7 protein-coding genes are annotated in these 23,349 nt (G+C 51.5%); 6 read left to right on the top strand and 1 reads right to left on the bottom strand.

What is annotated here, in order from left to right:
- Positions 1-40 precede the first annotated feature (40 nt).
- Positions 41-5,770: a CBM96 family carbohydrate-binding protein gene (locus B1748_RS00190; RefSeq protein WP_087565845.1), complete on the top strand. Its 5,730-nt coding sequence runs from the start codon at positions 41-43 to the stop codon at positions 5,768-5,770.
- Positions 5,771-5,863: 93 nt separating this feature from the next.
- The gene (locus B1748_RS00195; RefSeq protein WP_087565846.1) at positions 5,864-6,400 is read left to right on the top strand and encodes a pyridoxamine 5'-phosphate oxidase family protein; all 537 of its coding nucleotides are present in this window, start codon (positions 5,864-5,866) and stop codon (positions 6,398-6,400) included.
- A gap of 198 nt (positions 6,401-6,598) precedes the next feature.
- On the opposite strand, the gene B1748_RS00200 is transcribed toward B1748_RS00195, so the two are convergent.
- Positions 6,599-8,347 (bottom strand): hypothetical protein, encoded by a 1,749-nt coding sequence (locus B1748_RS00200; RefSeq protein ID WP_143810206.1) that lies wholly within the window; start codon positions 8,345-8,347, stop codon positions 6,599-6,601.
- Positions 8,348-8,669: 322 nt separating this feature from the next.
- Here B1748_RS00200 and B1748_RS00205 point away from each other — a divergent pair, with 322 nt between their 5' ends.
- The 4 genes from B1748_RS00205 (at position 8,670) to B1748_RS00220 (ending at position 23,067) form a co-directional block, all read left to right on the top strand.
- Complete coding sequence (locus tag B1748_RS00205; RefSeq protein ID WP_087565848.1) at positions 8,670-10,265, top strand: extracellular solute-binding protein; 1,596 nt, start codon at positions 8,670-8,672, stop codon at positions 10,263-10,265.
- Between the two features lie 18 nt (positions 10,266-10,283).
- Positions 10,284-12,653 carry a helix-turn-helix domain-containing protein gene (locus B1748_RS00210; RefSeq protein WP_087565849.1) on the top strand — a complete coding sequence of 790 codons (2,370 nt, stop codon included), beginning with the start codon at positions 10,284-10,286 and terminating at the stop codon, positions 12,651-12,653.
- Positions 12,654-12,688: 35 nt separating this feature from the next.
- A complete protein-coding gene (locus tag B1748_RS00215) occupies positions 12,689-17,860 on the top strand; it encodes an S-layer homology domain-containing protein (protein WP_179215290.1) in 5,172 nt (1,723 codons plus the stop codon).
- Between the two features lie 206 nt (positions 17,861-18,066).
- Entirely contained in the window at positions 18,067-23,067 is a 5,001-nt protein-coding gene (locus B1748_RS00220) for an S-layer homology domain-containing protein (RefSeq protein ID WP_087565851.1), read from the top strand.
- Positions 23,068-23,349 lie beyond the last annotated feature (282 nt).

The raw sequence follows: 23,349 nt of genomic DNA on the forward strand, positions 1-23,349 counted from the left end.
GCAACAGCTGTCCAATGATCTCACTCTAGGAGGTTGGAAGATGAGGAGAAGGAAACGCTCAACCAAAGCATTAGTCCAATTGCTTATTCTGGCCATGATCTGCACGCTATTTCAGATAAACAACATGTCTGTCTATGCTAATGATACGGGAGACGTCATTCAAAGTGGAGCAACAGAGCTTCATACGCTCAAGATATCACCATCGGATGATTCATATGTGCGAGGCTCGAATGCTTTTGCCAATAGCAACTTTGGTAAAGAGAAGTCTTTGGTAGTCAAGAAGGGGAGCCCGGAATTAACTCGCGAGAGCTACATGAAATTTGACTTCACCGATTTTTCCGGAGAAGTAGAATCCGTTACGCTGGTCGTGTACGGCGCTGTCGGGGAAGGAAACCAAGCAAGTATTCAGCTTCATAGCGTAACAAACAATGATTGGACAGAAGAGACAATCACTTGGAACAACAAGCCTTCCTATATATCCGATGCAATGGCTTCTATTACATTGGGCAAAGAAGCAAGGGGTTATGAGGCCGATATTACAGATCTGGCAATAGATCAACTGGCAGCAGATAAGAAGGTTAGTATGGCCTTTGTTCAGCCTGAAATGCCGGGAGGGCAAGGAATAGCCGTCGTTTTAAACAGTAAGGAAAGTGACAGTCAACAACCCTATGTGGAAGTGAAATATAGGGCGCCAGTGGATCATGAAGCACCTGTCTGGCCAAATGGCAGTGAACTAAAAGCGATTCAGACTGCAGATGATACAGTTGAATTGCAGTGGACACCGGCTATAGACGGTCAAATGGTTGTATCCTATCGGATTTATCAGAATGATGAGCTGATCGCCACAGTGCCAGTAACTCAAAAGCATTACCATGCAGCGGGGTTGGCACAAAAGCAAACTTATTCCTTTAGGGTGGAAGCGGGAGATTCATCTGGCAATTGGTCACAGGATGGGCCGGAAGCAGTCGTAACTATGCCAAGCATTGTCAGACTTCCGGTTGTTGAGGACACCCATGTTAACTCAGGCAGTGCAAGTCAGTCGAATTATGGCACGAGTGACAAGCTGATCGTCAAAAATATGAAGGCTGACCCTAATGTGACTCGCCAAGCTTTTATGAAATTCGAAATGGAAGCGTTGCCAGAAGAGGTCGGCACTGCAACTCTCAACTTCTATGGAGCTGTTTCAGATGGCGGCGGCAGTGCGATCGATATGGCTGTGTATGGATTGGAGGATCATTCCTGGAAAGAAGCGGAAATGACCTGGATCACGAAACCGAATGTTATACATTTCTTGAACAAGATTCCGATGAATACGACTTGGAAATGGCATCAGGTTGATGTTACCTCCTATGTAAAGGATCAGATTAGCAAAGGAGAGACAAATGCCGGCTTTGGTATAGTACAGTTAGCAGATGTCGGACTCGTAGCAATCATTAATAGTAAGGAAAATACAGAGAATCGGCCTTATCTATCCATCAACAGCTCACGTGCAAATGCGGCAGCGCCAAGCTGGCCAACGGGCAGCACCTTGCAGCTGCAGAGCATGGAAGAGGAAGGAGTTGCTTTCCAATGGGGGGCAGCGGTAGATCCGACAGGTGTTACGCAATATCGGATCTATCAAAATGGAACATTAATGGATACCATAAGCAGCCAAGAGGAGAGCTACTTTGTTGAAGGTCTTATTATTGGCGAACGTTATACCTATAAAGTAGAAGCAGGCAATGCGGCAGGAGAGTGGAGTCAGGATGGTCCGATTCTAACCGTTACTCCGCCAGACACGAAGTTCAAACAGACTGTGCTTGGCAATGTGTTTTTGAATAATGAGCCTGTACAGTTCATCGTTGAGACAGTCAGGCCGAATGTGAGCTGGAAAGCCTTTAATCTGAATGGCACGAAGGTTGCTGAGGGGACGGCAAAGGCCTTTAATGGGCAGGCAACGTTTACAGTTCCCGATCGTGGACTGGGATATTTCACGCTCGAAGCACAGGCTGAAAAAGGCGGCAGCTTGCCGATTATGTTGGAAACAACTTATTCCGTGCTTGCACCTTTCACAGCACCGGCGAATGGCGATTCACCGTTCGGGATGAATACGCATTTGCATCGCATCGGATACGGCTGGAATGCGGATCTTGTGAAGCTTGTGAAATATGCAGGCGCCAGCTTTGTTCGTGATGGTATAGAGTGGCAATATATTGAAAAAGAAAAAGGAGTATATACCTACTTTCCTGATCTCGAAAATTATATGGCTAGATTGAAGCTGGAAGGCATTCCGCTGCTGTTTGTTGCCGCTTATAATAACCAATTTTACGATAATAACGGAACCCCTTATACAGATGAAGGGCGACTAGGCATGGCGAATTACGCAAAGGCATATGTGGAGAAGTATAAAGACCAGATTTTCGCCATGAATGTGTACAACGAGTTTAACGGCGGATTTGGCAAACGCGGCAATAGCCCTGCGAATTCACAACCGGAATATTACTTTGAATTATTGAAGAAAACTTACGAGGTCGTACATGCGGAGCATCCAGACTTGCCGATAGTCGGTATTGTATCTGCCGGCATCAGTCTGGACTGGATCGAAAAAGTGCTCGAGCTGGGAGGTATGGATTATCTTGATGCTATAGCAGTACAAGAATATGTATACCCCAACGCTCCTGAAGAATTAGCAGAGAAGCTGGAAGATCTGAAAACATTGATTAGAAAGTATAATGACGGAAATTTGGTTCCGATTTGGCTGACGGAGTTTGGATGGCCAACCTTTGTTGGATCTCGCGGAGTCAATGAGAAGCTGCAAGCAAATTACCTGCTGCGAGGGCATGTCATCGCATTAAGCAGCGGTGTGGAAAAAATGATGTGGTACGATCTGATGGACGATGGCATGATAGCGGATTTGAACGAAGATAATTTTGGAATGATCCGAAATGAAAAAAGCTTGTTGGGGGCCTATACAGCCAAGCCGGCTTATTTGAGCTATGCGGTAATGACGCGAGAGCTGACCGGCGCACAATTTGAGGAAAAAGAGGCAGTCGAAGCGCCGATTCACAGCTATCGCTTTGTCCAGGATCAGCAGCCTGTTCGAGTGGTCTGGGCAACGGAGGATACCGTTATCCAGATTGCAGCGGATGCTCCAATCGAGATCACAGATATGATGGGCAATACCGAGCTGTATTCTCCGCTCAACGGAAAGATAATGCTTTCCCTTACTGGAGAGCCGTATTATGTGAAAGGCCACATCGGTCAAATTGTTGTTGAGCCTACTATTACAATAAGCGGCGTAGCTACCGTTGTAGGGGATGAAGGACAATTCGCAATCTCAATGACCAATACGGGCAAATCGAAGCTCTCCCTTACTATGGAGGTTGAAGGGGAGGAGCACCCTGTTTCGATAGAGCCTGGCCAAACGATTAACAAAGAAATTACAGTAATGGACACGCGTGACGGCTATCGATATATTCCGGTTTATTTAATGGCAGGAGGCCAAAAGGTCGGCAAGCTTGGTTATGAGCTGAAGGTTGAGAAAGCCAAGGAAGTAAAAGTACGTCCGATCATGGAGCAAGCGGAGGGCGCGGAAGGACAGTATAGGCAATCGCTTCATATTGATGTTGCCAACTTCAGCAAGCTTCGCGCACTTGATGTGCAGGAAGTGGAGTGGAGTATTGGGAACCAATCCGGTAAGCAGGCTTTGAACACCAGTATCGAACCTCAGGCGTCAAAGCAAATTAACATTCCTCTTCCTTCTTTCGGATTCGGGGATAATTACAAGGCTTCCGTACTTGTAAAATTTAGTAATAGTGATGCTTATCGATACGAAGGCAATTTCGGTTTTAACCCGGTTACAGAGCGAACGGTGAAGGTGAATGGAGAAATTGAGCCGGAGCTTGAAGCAACAGCTCCAACCATCGACTTGGAAAAAGGAACGCAAGTCCTGTTATCCGGCTTTAGCGGCAAGATCGATGTTCGCGGCAAGCTGTGGATGAACTATGACCGTGATCATCTCTATCTGACAGCACAAATTAAGGATGGGATTCACTCTGCAAAGGCAACCGGCAACCAGATTTGGAATAATGACAGCTTGCAATTTGCGATTTCATCAGGTGTACCCGGCGAGAGCAGCAGCTGGTATGAAATTGGATTGTCCGATACGCCCGAAGGACCGCAAATGTATCGATTCGCTGCTCCGCCAGGTATTGATAAAGGGGCAATCAAGTCTGGCAAGCTAGTCGTAAAGCGTGACGAGGAGAAAAAGATTACCGTGTATCAAATGTCGCTGCCATGGTCTGAACTGGCGCCGGTGCTTCCGCTCCGAAATGAAGTCATGAGCTTCTCCTTGCTTGTTAATGACAACAACGGCGAGGGCAGGCGAGGCTGGATGGAATGGGGATCGGGGATCGGTCTCACGAAGAGAGCTAGCCTGTTCCGCACCATGCAGTGGATGCATACGAAGCCTGCTCCGGTTGCAGTCGACGCTTCATATAGCGTGAAAGCAGGGGAGGAACTGAGCGGCATGCTTAAGAATGAGGATGCTTCAGCAAGTGCAGTAACCTATGAAATTGTAACTGCGAGCAAGCAAGGAACGATTGAGCTGATTGATCCTGCAACTGGCGAATTTCTCTATGTTGCCAAAATGTCAGCATCGGGAGAGGATCAATTTCGATTCCGGGTTTATGACGGTTATGGTTATTCTAATACGGCAACGGTCAAGCTGGCTATCCATAGCGAGCCGAAGCCGCCGACCGATCCTCCTGTATATCCGGGAGGCGTGACGCCTAACGAGTCCTTTAACGGGGAACTGTATGTACCTGCAGGCATGGGCGGTGAAGTAAGCAAGGGTCGGCAAATTAAGCTGAGCATCCCGAAAGGTGCGACCACAGTCGGCGCACTCTTCAAGATCGAGGAGTGGCAGGAACAACTGAAAGGCCAGAAAGGGGTTCGAATTCTAAGCCCTGTTTACTTGCTAAGTCAGGATGGGAATGCCGAGTTAAGCAAACCGGTAGTCCTTCGCATCGCCTATGAAGGTCAACTGAAAACAGGCGAGGAGGCCGTCCTTGCTCGATACGATGAGCAGCAAAAAGCATGGGTGAAGGTAGGAGGCAAATCTGGCGAGCTGAGCGTTACAGCAGACATCGATGAGCTAGGTACTTTTGCTGTGGCAGTCTTCGCGAAGGAAGAGCCAAAGCCGCAGAAAGAGCTGACAGACATCGCCGGACATTGGGGACAAGCGTGGATTGAGCGTGCAGTAGAGGCAGGACTTATTACCGGCTTCCCGGATCATACGTATCGCCCGGACCAGGCGGTTACCCGCCAGGAATTGGTTACGATTCTGACAAGAGGCATGAAGTTGCTGGAAGGTCATTCAGAAGCAGCGGATGAGGCTGCCGAAAGAGCGGTAGTCTTCACGGACGATGCGAAGATTGGCAAGTATGCGCTGGAGGCGGTACAGCGAGCCGTATCGGACGGGTTGATTACGGGCTACAAAGATGGCAGCTTCCGACCTCAGGGAGGAATGACAAGGATCGAGCTCGCAGCGGTTCTGGCGCGCATTAGCGCTTCAGTCGGTAAGGCAGCAGGTCAAGGTGCCGGCGTAGAAATGCAACTGAACGGCTTAAAGGATGCAAAGCAAATCCCATTATGGGCACAAGGATATGTCGCGCAAGTGCTGGCAAGCGGCCTGATGGAAGGAACAGGAGACGGCCAGTTCAAGCCGCTGGAAACGGTCACCCGAGCGGAAGCTGCTGCGATCGCGGTGCGAATGGTGCAGCAGATGTAAATATGGATTGCTCCATTTGTATAGTTATGGATATTTCTATTCACTCCAATAACTGATAAACTTACTCCATACTTCAATTCGAGGAGTGAACAAATGGACGGGGTACGTTACAAAATAAGAGAAGTGTTGGACAAGGATAAAATCGAGGCATTTCTTCGACAAGTCCGAATTGGACACTTAGGCATGGCCGACGGTCATTTGCCGTATGTTGTTCCGCTTAACTTTGTTTGGACAAACGGGAAGCTATATTTTCATGGGGCCGCAGGCGGGCGACGAAATCAGGTTATGGAAGCAAATCCGGAGGTTTGTTTTACGGTTAGTGAAGAATACGGGACAATTACAGATCCCGTACCAGCCAAGACGGACACCGCATATATGAGCGTGATGATTTTTGGCAAAGCACATCCCGTCGACGATCTGGATGAAGCAACACGTATGTTGCAAGAAATGATCGATAAGTATGTTCCCGGGTACTACAATCGACCGCTTCCCCAGCAGCATGTGGATAAATATCGATCAACCGTATTTGGGGGTCCGGTTCGGGTATACCGAATTGATCCCCATCAAATCACGGCGAAAGAAAATCAACTTGAAGAGGGAAAAATGTTCAAGCCAGGAAAAACGGTATAGGTCGTTTTTTGAACCAATGATCTATTCGGTAAGTTTGTAACGGGGACATTTTTGCCCAGTGTTGGGGGGCATCTTGTCCGAATTGGCCCCGGAAGGTACCACCGGATTTGTTATACTTATCCATCAGTTGAAATGGCGGTTACAGGGATATTTCCCTGCAACCGCCATTTCGATTTTTCTCAAGGGGGGAAATACAATCTATTGCTGCCCGCGAAGCGTCTCTACACGATCGGGCTTGAGTGGCAGCTTCAGCGACAGTCTGCGACCGGCAGGCGACCAGTCGGCCCTTAGGTCTGTGTCATCCGCGGAGGCTTCCATCCCGGCCAGGTTATGCGCGGTTGCCGCTTCCGCAGCCTCGGCGGACACGGCAAAGCAGATGCCCGCGCGCCGCATGCCCGCGAAGTCGATGAGCCGTCTGGAGCCGCTGTACAACAACAGATCCAGAGCAAGTTTGTCTCCCTCGCGCGTCACCGTCCACTTGGGCTCCACCTTAGGAACATCACCGTCAAACACCAGCGAGAGCAACGACAGAGATACGCGAGTGCCGCCGATCGTCAATACGACGTGTTCCTGCGCGGCATTAAGCTCCATGCCTTCCAGGGCGCCGCCGAATTCCAGGCGTAGTCGCAAATCTTCGGCTTGAATCGAGCCATTGATCCGGTCCAGCCCGATATGCGTATCGCCTCCGTTAATCGAGAATTGCATGCCGCATAACACATGGCCTTTGTCCTGAACCGCCGTCAGCACCGGCGCGGAGAAGTCGTATCCATCGTGCAGCATGCGCAGCGACGCATAAGCGGGCTTGCCGCCGTTGTCCATGTAGATCAGCAGGTTCCGGCGCTGATTCCACATGACTTCCTTGCTGGCGGAGCCGACCGAATAGGAGGGCGTCATCCAGGTCGTGCCGGTCTTCTCATATCCGTCTTCTCCGCGATAATAGATTTCCCGCAGTTCCCTGTCGGCAGGTTCTTGGAACAGGCTGCGCAGGTCGTCGGGACAGCTGGCGCCGGAGCGATGCCATTCCAGCAAATGAACTGGATAGTCTGCGGCTAGTTCCGTCCATTCCTTGCCAAGACAACGCCGGAGGAAGGCGTGAGTTGCATCAGTGAGCAGCGTGTGGTAACAACGGCTGTGCGGGCCCGACCACTGTCCTGTAGCTGCGTGATAATGCTCTCCCGCCATCGTCCATGCCAGACGGAGCATTTCGTCGGCGATAGCAATAGCGCGCGGGGATCGGCAATAGGATCGAATTTTGGACAGCTCGATAATGGCGACTACGGTATAAGTCGGACTATTGTACTCCTGGAACGTGTTTAATCTTCTCGTATAGGCATGGAAAGCTTCGAATTTCCCCAAACCATATTCCAGATAGCCTCTATGCCCGAATTGCTCTCCGGCGGCAATCGCGACGAAGGAGCCCATAATGGCAATATTGGTATAATGCGGCCCCATATTACGGCGAATAATGGATTCGCAGGCGTGAAAGACAGCCTCCTGCAGCCGCCCCGCCAACATCTCCGGCAGCCGCTCGCCATGACGAATCGCGATCATCACCAGCACCTTGCCGATAAAGTCGGCCCAGTTCCAATCCGGCGGTGCCATCTTGTCCAGCGGTTCTTCATAATAGTACGACCAGATGCCGTACGTATCGCGAGACGGGTCGCAGTCCTGCAAGGAGATGATTTGTTCAATAATCTTGAAGGCTTTCGCCTCATATTCCGGCAGCCCGGTATCGAGCAGGGCTAGCGCGTATTCGACGGAAGCGCGTGTTGAATGGACGTATTCCACGCCGGTCAGCATGGTGTGATACCCGTTGGTGTGATATTTGACGCGTAACAGATTTAGCTCCGGATTAAACTCGCTCTCCAGCATGGAGACGCTTCTCTTTAACAGCTCCAATTCCTCTTTGGCCGATGGGTAACCCTCTGTTGTTTCGCTTAAGCTCATTGGCGTTTCGCATCCCTTCTGCATGATAAACGTTTCCTCATCAAAGTAACACGGATGTTTCCGGCCCGATAGTTTCACTTTTTGCCGGGTACGCCTTTCTAGTTCGCGCGTCGTTGCAAGTCCTTCATCGAAAAAAAGGAATATCATCTCAAAAAAAGAATGTCCGCATAGGTGACGCATGGAGTAGCAAGGTAAAAAGTGGAGGTTTCAGGCAGCTCAAGCGGCGTGCTACATTCGTGGTACAAGAGCCGCTGCAGCAGTTCGACATGTCAAACAGGAAAAGGGGAGCAGTCTTGACGCCATACATTCAGGAGGTCAAAGCATGAGAAACGCAATGAAAGGTCTGTTGCTTGCGTTTGCGATCGTTGTATTGCTCGCGGCGTGCTCGAACGGAGGCAAAGCCACGTCCGGCACACCATTAGGAGGAACGAGTCCGACGGCAAGTTCCGGCGAGTCAACCGCGCCGGAAGCCGATCCGTTGGATGCTCTTCCGCGCAAGGTGAGTATTTCCGCCTTCGACAGGGGGGCGGTATCGAGCGACGAAGGCACGTACGAGAAAAACCGTTGGGTGGATTGGATTCGCGAGCAGTCGGGCATCGATGTAACGATGGTTCCGGTTCCGCGCGGCCAGGCACAGGATTCGCTTAACGTGCTGATCGCATCCAAACAGGCGCCGGATCTGATCTGGGAATATGATCACACCTATATCGGCAAGCTGGTGACCCAAGGGGTTTTGCAGCCAATCGGAGAGTATATCGAGAAATACAGCACAAGCTACAAACAATATTTGGAGGAAAACCAGGATTTGCTGCCTTATCTGACGTTCGAGGAAAAAATGTATGCGGTTGCAACGAAACGCCCGGTTACGTCCATCGCCAACCATGGGATGTGGATTCGCCAGGACTGGCTGAATGAGGTTGGCATGCAGAGCCCTACGACAATTGAGGAATTGATTGCGGTGGCGAGGGCGTTTAAGGATCGTTATCCGGACATCGCGCCGATTGTCGGGCAGAATTCCTTTGACATCTATTCCGCAAGTTATGGCGCTTTCAACAATATGTGGTATGTCGAGGACGACAAGATGCAATACGGCGCTACGCTGGATCGTTTTGGCGATGTGGTGCAGCTTGAGAAGCAGCTGTACGTGGAAGGGCTGGTCGATCGCGAATATTTGACCGACAGCAACAATCAGCGCGCGGCGCAGTTATGGTCGACCGGACGGGCAGGCATTCTGATGGGACAGTGGGGGCTCGGCAACATTGATAACTTGAATCGCGACTTGTTGACCAACGTACCTGCCGCTGAGCCGGTACCGCTGGAGATGGTATCGAGCCCTTACGGACATTATGGCTCGTATCAGGAATCGGCTCCGTTTATGTTCGTTGCCATGAGCAAGGATGCCGCCAATCCGAAAGCGGCGATCGAATACCTGGACTGGGTGTTCGAAAACTGGAGAACGTTAGTATCCGGCGAGGAAGGCGTGCATTATGAAATGGTGGACGGCGTAGCTAAAAAATTGGATGCGGATATTTTTTCCAAGGAAGTCGGCTACGCAGGGGAATACGCCGTGTTGCGCCAGGAAGTTGTCAAGCCGGAGTATTTGTCCATTATGGCGGCGGATGATGAGTTGTCGCAGCGCATCGCGAAGCTGAACTCGGAGTCGCTGACTACTGCGCTGAAGCATCCATTCCGCAGAGATATCCCCTATCAGCCAAACTTCGACGAAATCAATGATATCCGTTCGTCGCTTGACCAATTTATTAGGGAAACCCGTGCGGAGGCGGTTACGCAGCAAGGGGACAAATATAGCGGCAAATGGGCGCTAGAGGAAATTCGCAAGGAATGGGAGCGTCTTGGCGGCCCGGAAGCGGAGCAAATCGCGCAGCGGTGGTATGAGGAGAATAAAGCAAGCTTCTGAGGAAAGGGGAACAAGAAGATGAATATACGGCAAAACCGACGGTTATGGATTGCTTGGGGCGCGGTGTCCATCATCTTGTTCCTGCTTGTTTTTGCCGCGATGGCGATTTCCTATCAATTGTTTACGAAGCAGCTCAAGGAGCAGCTGATATCGACCAACATGGAACTGCTCGGACAACAGAATCATAAGCTGGAGCTGACGCTTCAGCATATTGACAAAACCGCGATTCAATTTATGAAAAATGATGCCGTTGTCCGTTTTTTCAGTGAAAGACGAAACGCCGATGTGAATATCAACAACGAATTTCATGTGGTCAATACAATCAACCGCACGTCCAGCAGCATGGAATACATCTTCTCTATGGATTTGTACTCGTATACGAAACAGCGCCTGCTGACCGGAAGCGTGTCTTCCGACCTCAACAATAATGTTCAGGATTTTGGCTGGATTCCGGAGTTCGAAGAGGAGGCCGGCTTGTTCAAATGGTTGACCACCCGCAAAATTGCGCTTAACGCGCGCCAGTCGGTATACCGCAATGTAGTCACTCTGGTACGCGCTTATCCGTTGGTGCATCAACCGGGCGGGCGCAAAGGCGCGGTGGCTGTCAATGTCAAGGAGGATTTGCTCTACAGTTTGATTCGGAATACCGAGTCGGATGAGCGCGGAGAAACCTTCGTGTTGAACGGCGAAGGCGTTATGGCGCTGCATGACGATAAAACCCGTCTGGGCAAGGATATCAGCGAATTACCGTTTGTGAGGAGGATTCTCGGAAGCGATGCCGCAAGCGGTTATTTTGCGGCGCAAATTGACGGTCAGCCGTCCTGGGTGTTTTATATGGAATCGGATTATACCGGCTGGCGGATCGTGCGCGTCATTCCGGCGTCGCAGATGTCGCAACAAATGACCGTTATCCGCAATACGCTGATCGGCTTGTCGCTTCTGTTGTTTGTCATCGCAGCCGCCTCGACGGCCTTCGCCGGAAGATGGACCTATCTGCCGATCAACCGCTTCGTGCGAGGCGTACGCACCAAACTGACGGGGCAGCTGAAGTCGGCGGAAGCGGGGATGGCGGGACGGCGCTATACGGACGACTTTCATTATTTGGAACATACGGTACAGGGGATACTTACCGATCGCGAGGTACTGTCGCGGCAGGTGTCGGAGGGCAAACCGTTTATCAAATTGCAACTCGTTGCCGAGCTGCTGTCGGGCCGCCGCAAAAGTACGGAAATGCTGCAAACGTACGAGGATATGTTCAATATCCGTTTATACGGCAGCCGCTTCGTCGTGATGAGTATCGAGCTGGACAACAAGAGTGCAATCCCCTCGCAACGCGATGTGCGTCTGTATACGTATGCTCTTTGCAATGCGGCGGAGGAGTTGGTGAATGCAGAGAGCAAAGGCATTGCCGCCGAGCTGGAGCACGGCAAAGCAGCGATTATTATGAGTTTTGACGAAGGCGATGACGATCAGCGTTATATTATGCGCGCTGTTACGGTAGCCGATTTGCTCAAGCAATTCGTGCAGGAATATTTCCGGCGGACGATTACGATCGGCATCGGCAATGTAGCGCATTCGCCGGGCGATATTTCCGCTAAGTACCAGGAATCCTGCGAAGCGCTGCGATACAAGCTGGTGTTGGGCGGCAACGCCATTATCACAATGGACGATATTGTAAATGAGCAAAGTCCGCGCTACTACAAGCTGTTCGCATCGATCGACACGATCGTTGCTTCCGTAAAAGCTGCCGACGGGGAGATGCTGAAAACGCAGCTTGCCCGCTGGTTCGCATCCTTTGCAGAGCAGCAGGTGCCGCCCGAGGTGATCGCCCAACTGATCGTCCAATGTTTGATGCGCGCCGCTACGGATGCGGTCGATATCGGCGTAGACGCCGGCAGCTTGTTCCCCGAGCAGGATATGTACGATCATTTGAACCAATATGAGATGTTGAACCGCTACGAGCAGTTGGACGAGTTGGAGCGTTTCGCGCTGAATCGGCTGACGGGATTGATCGGGCTGATCCGGGACAAGCGGAGCCAACGCGAGCGGAACGATCTGATCGATCAGTCGCTGGTGTTTATCCAGACGAATTATATGCGCAGCGATCTGTCGCTGAACTTGCTGGCGAGCGAATTCGGACTTAGCGTGCCCTATCTGAGCAAGCTGTTCAAAGAGAAGGCGGAGATCAACTTTATCGATTACGTGATGGAGATTCGTTTGTCCAAAGCAAAGGAGCTGCTGTCCGCGACAGACGGCAAGGTGCGAGATATCGCCGAGCAAGTCGGCTATACGAACGTTAACAGCTTTGTGCGCATTTTCAAAAAATTGACCGGGCGGACGCCCTCGGAATATCGCGAGCGTAATCCTGCGATACGAGATGGCGCTTAAAGCTAAATTATATTATGAGGAGGTTTGTGATGCATATGAACAATTTTTTGGACAGATGTACAGCCATTGTATTAGTCTGCGTGATGCTGGCGGGAGGCGTAATGTTTCCCCCCGGAAACGCAAGCGCAAATCCGTCGGACGATCCCACATCGATAGCGGCGATTACAATACCGACTTTCTGGTATATCGGAACCAGCGGTTCGCCGCCACCCATTGCTGCTTACCGGCTGGATGATCAGGTGAAATACGGCGGCTCGCACTCGTTGCATGTACAATATTCGTCGCCCAGAACATCCAATCAATTTCTGAATATCAATCAGGCTGCTGATGTGGAGCCCAATACCGAATATGTATTGAACATGCGGATTAAAGGAGAAAATTTACAGACCGCCAATGGCGTTAATGCCGTCACCTTTGGCTTTGATTGGGCTTCGAGGGACGGAGTAGGCAGCGGTACTTTTGATTGGAAGCCGGTCAGCAAAACGATAAAGACAGCTTCCAATCAGACTAAGCTAACCGTTCGGATATTGATCGAGAACTATGTGGATGCAGTCTGGATCGACGAGGTGACTTTACGCAAGAAGGAGGATGTCAATGCGCCAAATCTGATCAGAAACGGTGGGTTTGAGGTGCTTAAAGTCGATGACGTAAGCGCTTCATTGCCTTCAGGGACGGTGCCGGAGGGAACTGAGGTAACGTTAAGCACTGCGACGGCGGGTGCCGACATTCATTATACGCTGGATAATAGCGACCCGTTAGACCCTGCAGCCCGTCTGCTTTATACCGGCCCGATCACGATACATGATAACGTGACGATTCGCGCGATTGCTTCTATGCCAGGCATGATCGACAGCGAGGAAGCGGTGTTTCAATATGTTATAGGGGTTCATTTGGAGCAATGGTCCGATTTTGCGGCGGGATTTGGAGACCGGACGCATATGCCGATTTTTTATGCCGAGGATATGACGTTGAGCGGAGAGCCGGATCATTGGGAGAGCTGGGGATCATTTACGGGCATTTCGTTGCCGCATCCTTCCAAACCGGAACAAATCCAGATTGCCGGGTACGGCGGTGCGCAAGATGTGTCTGCAGAGGCAAAGTTTGCCTATAACGAGCAATATTTCTACATGGCGGTTAAGGTGAGGGACAATTTCCATCATCCGGTTGCCAATGCGGATATGTGGTCGGGAGACAGCGTGCAAATCGGCTTTGGCGACAACGGAGTGTACGGTCCCGAATACGGCTTTAATCTGGCGGCGGGCAACCAACCGCAAATCTGGCGCTGGAACAACGGCGGCGCAACAGTGGACAAGAGCAGCGTCAATTATTACGTTAGCCGGACAGACGACAGTACTTATTACGAAGCGGCTATTCCGTGGGCGGCCATCTACGGCGAAGCCGGCTTTAGAGAGTCGTTTCAATTCTCCATGTTGGTCAATGACAATGACGGCAGCGGCAGACGGGGCTGGATAGAATGGACAACCGGTATCGGGAGAGTGAAGGACGGCAATCAATTGGCCCAAATGGATACCGTACCTGCTGGCGACAAATGGAGCTTGTGGATGGAGACGCTTAAGGAAGCGGAGTCCGGCCAAAGCATACCTTATAAAATTTTTGTGCCCAACTACGGTACGAACTCCGTCACCGTTCGCTTGCAATCGCCAGAGATCGGACTGGACAAGGAGGCGAGCATTCCGCCAGGAAAGATCTGGATCGAAAGCGGGCAGATTCAATTTGATACGCAAGGACAATATCAACTGGATCTTGTCGCAACAAGCTCTGAAGACGGAAAAACCCGGGAGCGTGGACAACGGATCACGGTATTGCCAAGCGCGGCGGAACTGCAGCTGAGGTTTAATCAATTAGGCGCGGCATTGTCCAAAGTGGAAAACTTGCTGACTGAAGCGGAATCGCAGTCTATTTCCACAGATTACGAACGGGTAAAATATACGACCGCCAAGGATTTCATTGCGTATGGCCGGACGGACATCAGCCGTGGGCAATTGGAGCGGGCTAGTTATGTGGCCGATACGCTGCAAACGTTGCTGGAGGAAGCTGAAACAGCGCTAACGGACTATCTCTCCGGTATCAAGACGCCGCTGGCCGCGCCGCGGTATACAACGCCGGACGAAGTCGGCGACTTATCGATCGAAGGTTACGGCTATACGGGAAATACAAAGGTTAGAAGCTCGGGAGCCAGAGAGGAACGTCCGATATTTTTTAACGGTTACGGTCATTTTGGACAGGTCCGCACGGATTTGCACAAATTCCAGGACTATGGCGCCAACATCATTCAAATCGAAACCGGTCCAAACAAAGTTTTTGTCCAAAAAGAAGGATATGTCAACGATTACGGCACCGGCGGAAGCGCGCGGGGAAGCATTGCGCTGGATGCGGACATCAAACACTCCGGCAACTATTCGTTGAAAATTGTCAACCAATCGCCAAAGCAGTCCAATGTGTACAAAAGCGTTTCCCAGTCGGTTGCGGTGGAGCCGAACACAACCTATGCCATCAAGTTGTGGGTGAAAGGCGACGGCGTGCAGCAGGCCTGGTTCCCTGGCGGCCCCAACTGGAATTTTCGCAAAGCGCTGCCGATCGGCACCTACGACTGGCAGGAAGTAAGCTATACGTATACGACAGGCGCTTCGGAGACCGTCTTTACCTTGATCATTTTGTCCGAAAATGTGCAAACGATATGGATCGACGATCTGTCGATGGTGAAGACCGGCGCTGCCGAAAATCTGTTGTTGAATTCCGGATTCGAAATTTTGCCGAACTTTGACGGCGTAGATCCGGACGCGGATTATTTCTTGACCAGCAGGAATTTGGAGGCCAACGTGCTTAACGTGCTTGCGATGGCGGAAGAGCAGGATATTGCAGTCAACTTGCTGTTGTCGCCGCATTATTTCCCGGAGTTTTTATTAAACAAACATCCGGAGGTGAGGAGCAACAGCAACGGATTTATTAAATTTATTTATTCGCATCCGGTTGCCGAGGAGATAATCGAACAATATTTGCGTTATGTGATTCCGCAGGTCAAAGATTACAAGTCGTTGCACAGTGTAACTTTAAGCAACGAACCGGTATTCCAGACGGACCGCGATGCGTATTATAAGCCGATCTGGCAGGATTATCTGAGGGAGCTGTACGATAACGACATTGGGCTTCTAAACGCAGCCTATAGTTCGTCTTACGCTTCCTTTGGCGAGGTGCAGATGCCTCAAAATATCGAAGGTAAACCGATAGTTTATGACTGGATTGTGTTTAATAACAAGCTTTTTGCCGAATGGCATCAATGGATGGCGGACATTATTCATGAAATCGCCCCAGATCTTCCCGTTCAAGTCAAAGTGATGGCGTCCTTGCAGAACAGTCTGGATTGGGGAATCGATTACGAGATGTTCTCCGAATTAAGCGATATTAATGGCAATGATGCCTACAATCTGATTTCTTCCGGCGCAGAAGGTTTTATTCGCGAGCTTGGCTTCTATGATATGCAGCGTTCGTTCAATCCGGCGCCGATCTTTAATTCGGAGCATCATTTTATCAAGGATGGAGACAACGACTACTCCGCGATACAGGCGCAGCGAGTGCGAGCGGTGCTGTGGCAGGGTGCGGTGCATGGCAAGACAGCGTCCACGAACTGGGTATGGGAGCGTACGTACGATCCAACCAGCGATTTTGCCGGCAGTCTGTTGCACAGGCCGGATGTCGTAGCCGATATCGGCCGCACCAATCATGATTTAAATCGGCTGGCGAATGAAGTGACCGCTTTGCAAAATGCTCCGGCGGAGGCGGCCATTCTGTATGCATGGCCGTCCGGGCTGTACACTCAGGCGTATTATGATGCGTTGTACGGCGCTTATGAAGCTTTGGTCTATAGCGGCCAGCATGTTCGTTTTGTGTCGGAGAAGCAGATCGCCGCAGGTGGGCTGGATCCATATCGCCTACTGATCGTGCCCAATGCAACGCACGTGCAAGCGGGCACGCTCGATGAAATTTCCGAATTCAGCAGCAGCGGCGGCCGCGTAATCGTGATCGGCGAAAACGCGCTATCTCGCAACGAGCATGATCAGTTGCTGTCGATCGGCGTTCGTAACGGCGTATTAGACAGAGCGGATGCAGTGCTGGCGGCGAGTTCTTCCGCGCAGGAGATTCGTTCGGCGCTGCTGCCGGTGCTGGAGAATCTGGAGTTAACCGGTGTTATGCTAAACGACGCATCCGCTGCATCAGATGAACCCGTCTACGGTGTACATTGGCAATCGGCCGAATATAATGACCGCACTCTGGTCAATATCGTCAATTATTCGGAAGAGACCGTTTCGGTCACGCTCGATCTCCCTTATGAGATCGACTCGATTAAGGAGTTGATAAGCGGAGAATCGCTGAGCGGTACGGTTGGTACAGCTATCGTATTGAAGCCGCTTAACCCATATTTGCTCGAAGTGACAGCTGAGGAGGAGCAGTCAAGCGGCGGCACCGGAAATGGTAATGGAAACGGAAATGGTAATGGAAACGGAAATGGCAACGGAAACGGAAACGGCAGCGGTGAGCAGGGGAATCAAGGCAATGGGAATGATGATGACGATGCATCCGAGGAAGCCGAAGCAACCGGACAATCCGGCAATGGTGCAGAGGGAGCGGAGGAGCTTCCAGAGTGGCATGACATCGCGGGGCACTGGGCAGCCGGCGCCATCAGGCTGGCGGCCAATCGCAACATTGTAAACGGATACGAAGACGGAACTTTCCGTCCAGAGCATCAGGTGACGCGCCAGCAATTTGCCGTGATGCTGGCTCGCGCGCTCGGGCTTCCGCAGAACGGAGCTGCCGTTCCGTTCGCGGATGACGGGTCATTGCCGGAATGGGCGCGTTCCGGCGTATACAGCGCGGTTGAAGCCGGGTTGCTAATGGGCTACGAAGACGGCACGTTTAGGGGAGCGCGGGCAATCAGCCGCGCGGAAATGGCGGTTATGCTTGTCAGGGCTGCGAAATATAGCGGCCAATTGGCCGATCCTGCAAACGATGCGGCTCGGCATACCTTCGACGATGCGGAGCAAATACCCGATTGGGCAATCGATTCCGTGCAGCTTGCTGCTTCGAATGGATTGCTGCAAGGACGCGGCGTCAATCGCTTTGCTCCTCTCGAACCGCTGACGCGAGCCGAAGGCTGCGTGCTGCTGCTTCGACTTTTGGATCTGATTTAAAACGCAACAGCAAACGAATCGACCTGGCCGGATACCGGCCAGGTCTTTGCCATTTTATCGTGCTAAGCAATTCTAGAATATAGTATAATTGGATTTAGTTTTAAATAGGGATTACTAGACACACATCCTGACGTAGCGGCGGAATATGGTAGACTCTAGCAGTCCCAAGTCATGTTTGTTTGGAACAACATACTTGGAGGGGAACAATGAAAAGTAATTTGTATCGCAAATGGCTAGTTGGGTTTGTAGTTGTCTTTTTATTCACGACCATTGCGTTGCCTTTTGGTCCGGAAAGGCGCGTGTTGGCGTCTGCTTGCGACGGAGTAACGCCCGGAACGTCTGCCCAATGTCCGATTATCATTACGGACGCCGCCGGGCTTCATGCAATGCGTAATAATCTGGCAGGGCATTATGCGCTTGGCGCAGATATCGATTTGTCAGACTATTTAAGTCCGACAGGCGCAGGATACAATGACGGGGATGGCTGGGTGCCTATTGGGGGAGGCGGATACGAAATTAATGCATTCAGGGGTTCGTTTAACGGCAATGGCTATACGATCTCCAACCTTAAAGTCATTCACGGCTCAAGCGCGGTCGGATTTTTCGGAGCCATATCAAAAGCTTCGATTCGAAATGTAGGTTTGATCGATGTAGATGTTTTGGGAACCGGGGAGACAAGTTATGTCGGAGGTTTGACAGGACAATTGTATGGTTCTTTCATCGAAAATGTCTATGTCACCGGAACCGTGAAAGGTGCAGATGATGTCGGCGGATTGGCCGGTTACGGCCTTGGAGTTCCCATAGCGCCCAGCCAAATTCGCTCTTCTTACGTTTCCGCTTCCGTAACCGGACCCGGGTCGGCTCAAGCCGGAGGGTTTGTCGGCCGAACGGAAGGATCCAACATGAGCATTACGGAATCATACTACAATAGCAGCTTGGCCGGCTTTTCCGGGAATGGAATAGGCTTGACTACATCGCAAATGAAACATGCGGCCAGCTTCCTCTCGTGGGACTTCTCCGCGCAAGGACAATGGGGCATTTTGGAGGGCATGACCTTCCCGATGCATCGCACCACGCTGGATCAGATCGTGCTGGACGAGCTGGCGATCAACGATGGCGAAATGGCATACGAGCCGGAGTTCGCCCCCCATATAGCGACGTATTCGATCCGGGTAACAGGCGAAGTGGATAGCTTGAAGGTGGCGGCATCCTCTGGCAGCAGCCGCGCAAACGTATTGATCAACGGCGAGGATTTGGACTCGAAAGTCATTTCTTTGGTTCCCGGCGCAAACAACGTCGACATCACGGTTTCGACCGACGTTGTCGTACCGGGAGCCGATACCAATCCGTTCGAAGCAGCCTATACGCTTCAAGTGATTCGCGAAGACGGAATAGATTACGCCCATCGCATCACGACCGCTTCTCAGCTTGCGGCGATCGGAACCGCTCCTTATGCGTTAAGCGGCAGCTATGAGTTAATGAACGATCTCGATTTGGCAGGCGTGGACTTGAACCCGATCGGAGACGGCGGTCAACCGTTTACGGGAATCTTTGAAGGAAACAGATCCGTCATCCGCAATTTGACCGTCGACAGCACGGTTGACCATGCTGGATTATTTGGAGCCTCTTCGGGAATCATCCGCAATATTGGCCTCGAGAACGCGGCTATATCGGGAGGAAACCGGGTTGGCGGCCTGGTCGGCAGCAATGCGGGAATCATCTCGAACGCTTATGTAAAGGGCAACGTTGCCGGGGATGAGCATGTTGGCGGCTTAGTCGGGTTAAACAGCGGAGCGGCTAACGTGACCTTTACCTATGCCGCAGGACTCGTGAGCGGCAACGCGCATACGGGCGGGTTGATTGGCGAAACCACTTCCGGGGTCGTCGAAGATTCATACTGGGATGCCGAAATCGGTTCGCTCTTGATTTCCGGCGGCGGCGAAGGAAAAACAACGGCGGACATGCAGCTTCCCGCGACATATGAAGGCTGGGATTGGGACGATAGTTGGGCCATGATTAACGGCACCACTTATCCGATGTTTGTCGACAGCTTTGAGGCCGTGAAACTTCAGTCATTGGCGGCAACAGCTGACGATGCCGAATTGATCTGGACTTCCGGCGCTTTCTCGCCGAATCAAGGCGTATACGAATTGTTGGCCGATCGCTATATGGATTCCGTTACGATTACGGCGGCTCCTGCCGTTTCCAATGCAACGGTGACAATCGGCACAACGGAGTCTGTCTCGGAGCAGTTGGCCGTTACAGTCGGGAGCAATGAGATTGTGGTGACAACGACAGGCGTCTTCGGCAGGCCTGACGGAGAATATCGGCTTATTATCGAGGTTCCCGCCCCGGAATTAATCGACTTTGAAGTGCCCGAAGCCGGTTTGTACGGTATCGGGGAGACGCTTGCTTTCACCATCGGCTATGGAGTGGATGTGGATGTCACAGGTGCGCCAACTATTCCTGTTACGATTGGAGAAGGAGCGGACGCCACCACCGTGTACGCCGTTTATGCCGGGCAGCCTGCCGGTGAAGAAAACAAGCTGCTCTTTACGTATGTCGTGCAGGAGGGCCTGGCCTATGACAGCGACATTGAAATCGGAACGGAGATCGGACTGCCGGACGGAGCCGAAATCCATGTTGCGGGTACGGATATTGCCGTTCAGCGCAATTTGCCGACAAAGGCGACAACGGGCATTATTATCGATGCCGTCCGGCCGGAAATTACGTTAACGCAGCAGCCTTCAGCGCCAACGATCGATCTTGTTGAAGTACAGGTAGACGCGGACGGCACGGGCAGCGCATTAACAGCGATAAAGTGGGCGAAAGGGCTGAGAGCGCCGGAGTATTTTGCCACAGAAGGCACTCTGCTGGTCGGAGACAGCTTTCAGACGGATGAGAACGGAACTTATTCGGTATTTGCAAAAGATGAAGCTGGCAATAACGCCGTTGCGACAATCGATATTGACAATATCGTTGCCGGAATGACGCAGTTGACCGGGTTTGATGTGCCGGTAGCAGGTTATTACGGTATCGGCGATACATTGACGTTTATTGTCAGCTACGCAGGAAATGTGGATGTTGCAGGCACGCCGAGCATTCCGGTTCTGATCGGAGAAGGAGTGGACGTTGCCACCGTTAACGCCGTTTATGCCGGACAGCCTGTCGGCGAACGAAACAAGCTGATCTTTACGTATGACGTGCAGGAAGGCCTGGCCTATGACAACGCAATTGAAATCGGAGCGGGGATCGGACTGCCGGACGGAGCCGAAATCCATGTTGCGGATACGGATATTGCCGTTCAGCGGAATTTGCCGACAAGGGCGACAACGGGCATTATTATCGATGCTGTCCGGCCGGAAATCTTGTTATCGCAGGAGCCTGCGAATACTGTGCCGACCAACGAATCCATCGCAATAACGGTGAATGCAGACGGCACGGGCAGCGCAATTGCAGCTTTAAAGTGGGCGGAAGGGCTGAGAACCAAGGCGTATTTTGCAACCGATGGCATTGAGCTGAGCGGGGAAAGCTTCCAGGCGAACGCCAACGGCACATATTCGGTTTTCGCACAGGACGAAGCGGGTAACAGCTTCGTTGCGACAATCGAGATTGGCAATATCATTAAAACGATGCCGGAAATATCCTTGACCCCCACTCTCGCAGAAGGGAGTCGCTCCGTCTCAGTCAGCGCCTTGGCTGAGGCTCATGGCGCTATCAATAGGATTACGAAACTGAACTGGATGCCGGGGAGCCGCTCCGTCGCCGATTTCGCCGACGGGACGAGCGGAACCGATATCATGACCGATGGGTTGTTTATCGTTACGGACAATGACGTTTATACCGTGTATGCAAAGGACGCTGCAGGAAATGAAGCGGTAGCGGAAATTCGTATATCGAATATCTGGAACCCTGTTTTCTATCCTTTGCCAATCAAAAACCAGGAACTGCAGTTGAATTATACGGATTTCGGTATTCAACTGATTGTTGATTCTTCGATCATTAGCAAGAAAACGCTTGAAGACGGCACTGTTGTCGAGCATGTCATATTGACTGACAAAATCCTTGAACGGGTGCTTGATGCGCTTGGCAAGGCGGCAGGAACTTTCGTCTCCATTGTAATCAACGATTCTGAACAGGCCGTGCAAGTGCAGTTTCCCGCTTCTTCGTTGGTCAAGTTGAAGACGGCCTATCCCGCCGCCACATTTGAAGTCAGATTAAACGCTTCAAGCTATGAGCTGCAGGTTAATGCTTTGCCTTTGGAGTCAAAGTCGTCTGTCACACATGTGAATATAGCGATCGCACAAATTGTCGGACAACAAAAAGAGTTGTTGGAGCGTGCCGCGAACAACGCAGGTCTTAAACGGATCAGTCATGCCGTTAGTTATGAGGTGACCGTTTCGTCTGATGGGCGAATCGAGGAAATCAGGGATTTTGGCGGGGTATATATCGTTCGCTCCATCGTGCTGGACGAGGGCCGCTCGGACGGACCTATCGTTGCCGTCTTGTACGATTCCGCAACGGGAGAGTTGAACTTTGCACCGGCCGTGACCAGAGCAAGGGATGACGGTACGCCGGAAATGGCGATCAAAGTACCGCACAACAGCATCTACGCGATTATGGAAGCCGATGATAAAACCTATTCCGACCTTGACGGTCACTGGGCGAAAACATCCGTAGAACTGCTGGCGTCCAAACTTATTGTAAACGGAGTATCCGCTACCGAATTTGCGCCGAACAGCTCAATTACAAGAGCCGAATTTACTTCCTTGCTGGTGCGCGGTTTGGGCTTAAAGGTCGGACAATCCGCGCAGAGCGCCATCTTCCATGATGTAGCCCAAGGGGATTGGCATGCGGCGGCCATTGAAGCAGGCGTCAGGGCTGGATTGGTCAAAGGGGTGTCGGAGAATAACTTTGCTCCTGACCGCTTTATGACAAGAGAACAGATGGCCGTTATGCTGAGCAATGCGTTGGCGGTTTTGGGCTATGCCCCGATCCATCCCGATCAAGCGCCGACTGTTCTGGACAAATTTGAAGATCATACGACTATATCTCCATGGGCCAAAGCAGCGGTTGCTCAAGCCGCAAACGCAGGCATCATCTCCGGCATGACAGATGATTTATTTGCGCCTTCCAACTTTGCGACTAGAGCGCAAGCCGTTGTGATGTTAAGGCGGTTTTTGCAATATGTCGAATTTATCGATTAAATTGTCCCATCATTTGCGAATCGGACTCGTCCGATAGCAGCGCTCACGTTCTGTGCCGGTGTTTTCATCACCGTCATTGACGTGAGCGTTTTTGCGTCAGGTACATGCTGCCGTTCGCAGCTAGGCAGGAGCTTCCTGGCGGGCCTTTCCTCCCGTTCAATAAATCCCGCGCGCGCCGGTCTGGGACTATAGTGACATCGGTGACAAAAGTGATGACGGCCTGTAACTATTGCAGCCGATGGCCTTCTCTTACAATTGGATTATTCTGTATGCAATTGTGAG

Origin of the sequence: Paenibacillus sp. MY03, assembly GCF_002165585.1 — a bacterium.
GTDB lineage: Bacteria > Bacillota > Bacilli > Paenibacillales > Paenibacillaceae > Pristimantibacillus > Pristimantibacillus agaridevorans.

Coding starts and splice junctions, on each gene's coding strand:
- B1748_RS00200 (WP_143810206.1), bottom strand. CDS start 8,347: ATGAGCTTAAGCGAAACAACAGAGGGTTACCCATCGGCCAAAGAGGAA.
- B1748_RS00195 (WP_087565846.1), top strand. CDS start 5,864: ATGGACGGGGTACGTTACAAAATAAGAGAAGTGTTGGACAAGGATAAA.
- B1748_RS00190 (WP_087565845.1), top strand. CDS start 41: ATGAGGAGAAGGAAACGCTCAACCAAAGCATTAGTCCAATTGCTTATT.
- B1748_RS00210 (WP_087565849.1), top strand. CDS start 10,284: ATGAATATACGGCAAAACCGACGGTTATGGATTGCTTGGGGCGCGGTG.
- B1748_RS00215 (WP_179215290.1), top strand. CDS start 12,689: ATGAACAATTTTTTGGACAGATGTACAGCCATTGTATTAGTCTGCGTG.
- B1748_RS00220 (WP_087565851.1), top strand. CDS start 18,067: ATGAAAAGTAATTTGTATCGCAAATGGCTAGTTGGGTTTGTAGTTGTC.
- B1748_RS00205 (WP_087565848.1), top strand. CDS start 8,670: ATGAGAAACGCAATGAAAGGTCTGTTGCTTGCGTTTGCGATCGTTGTA.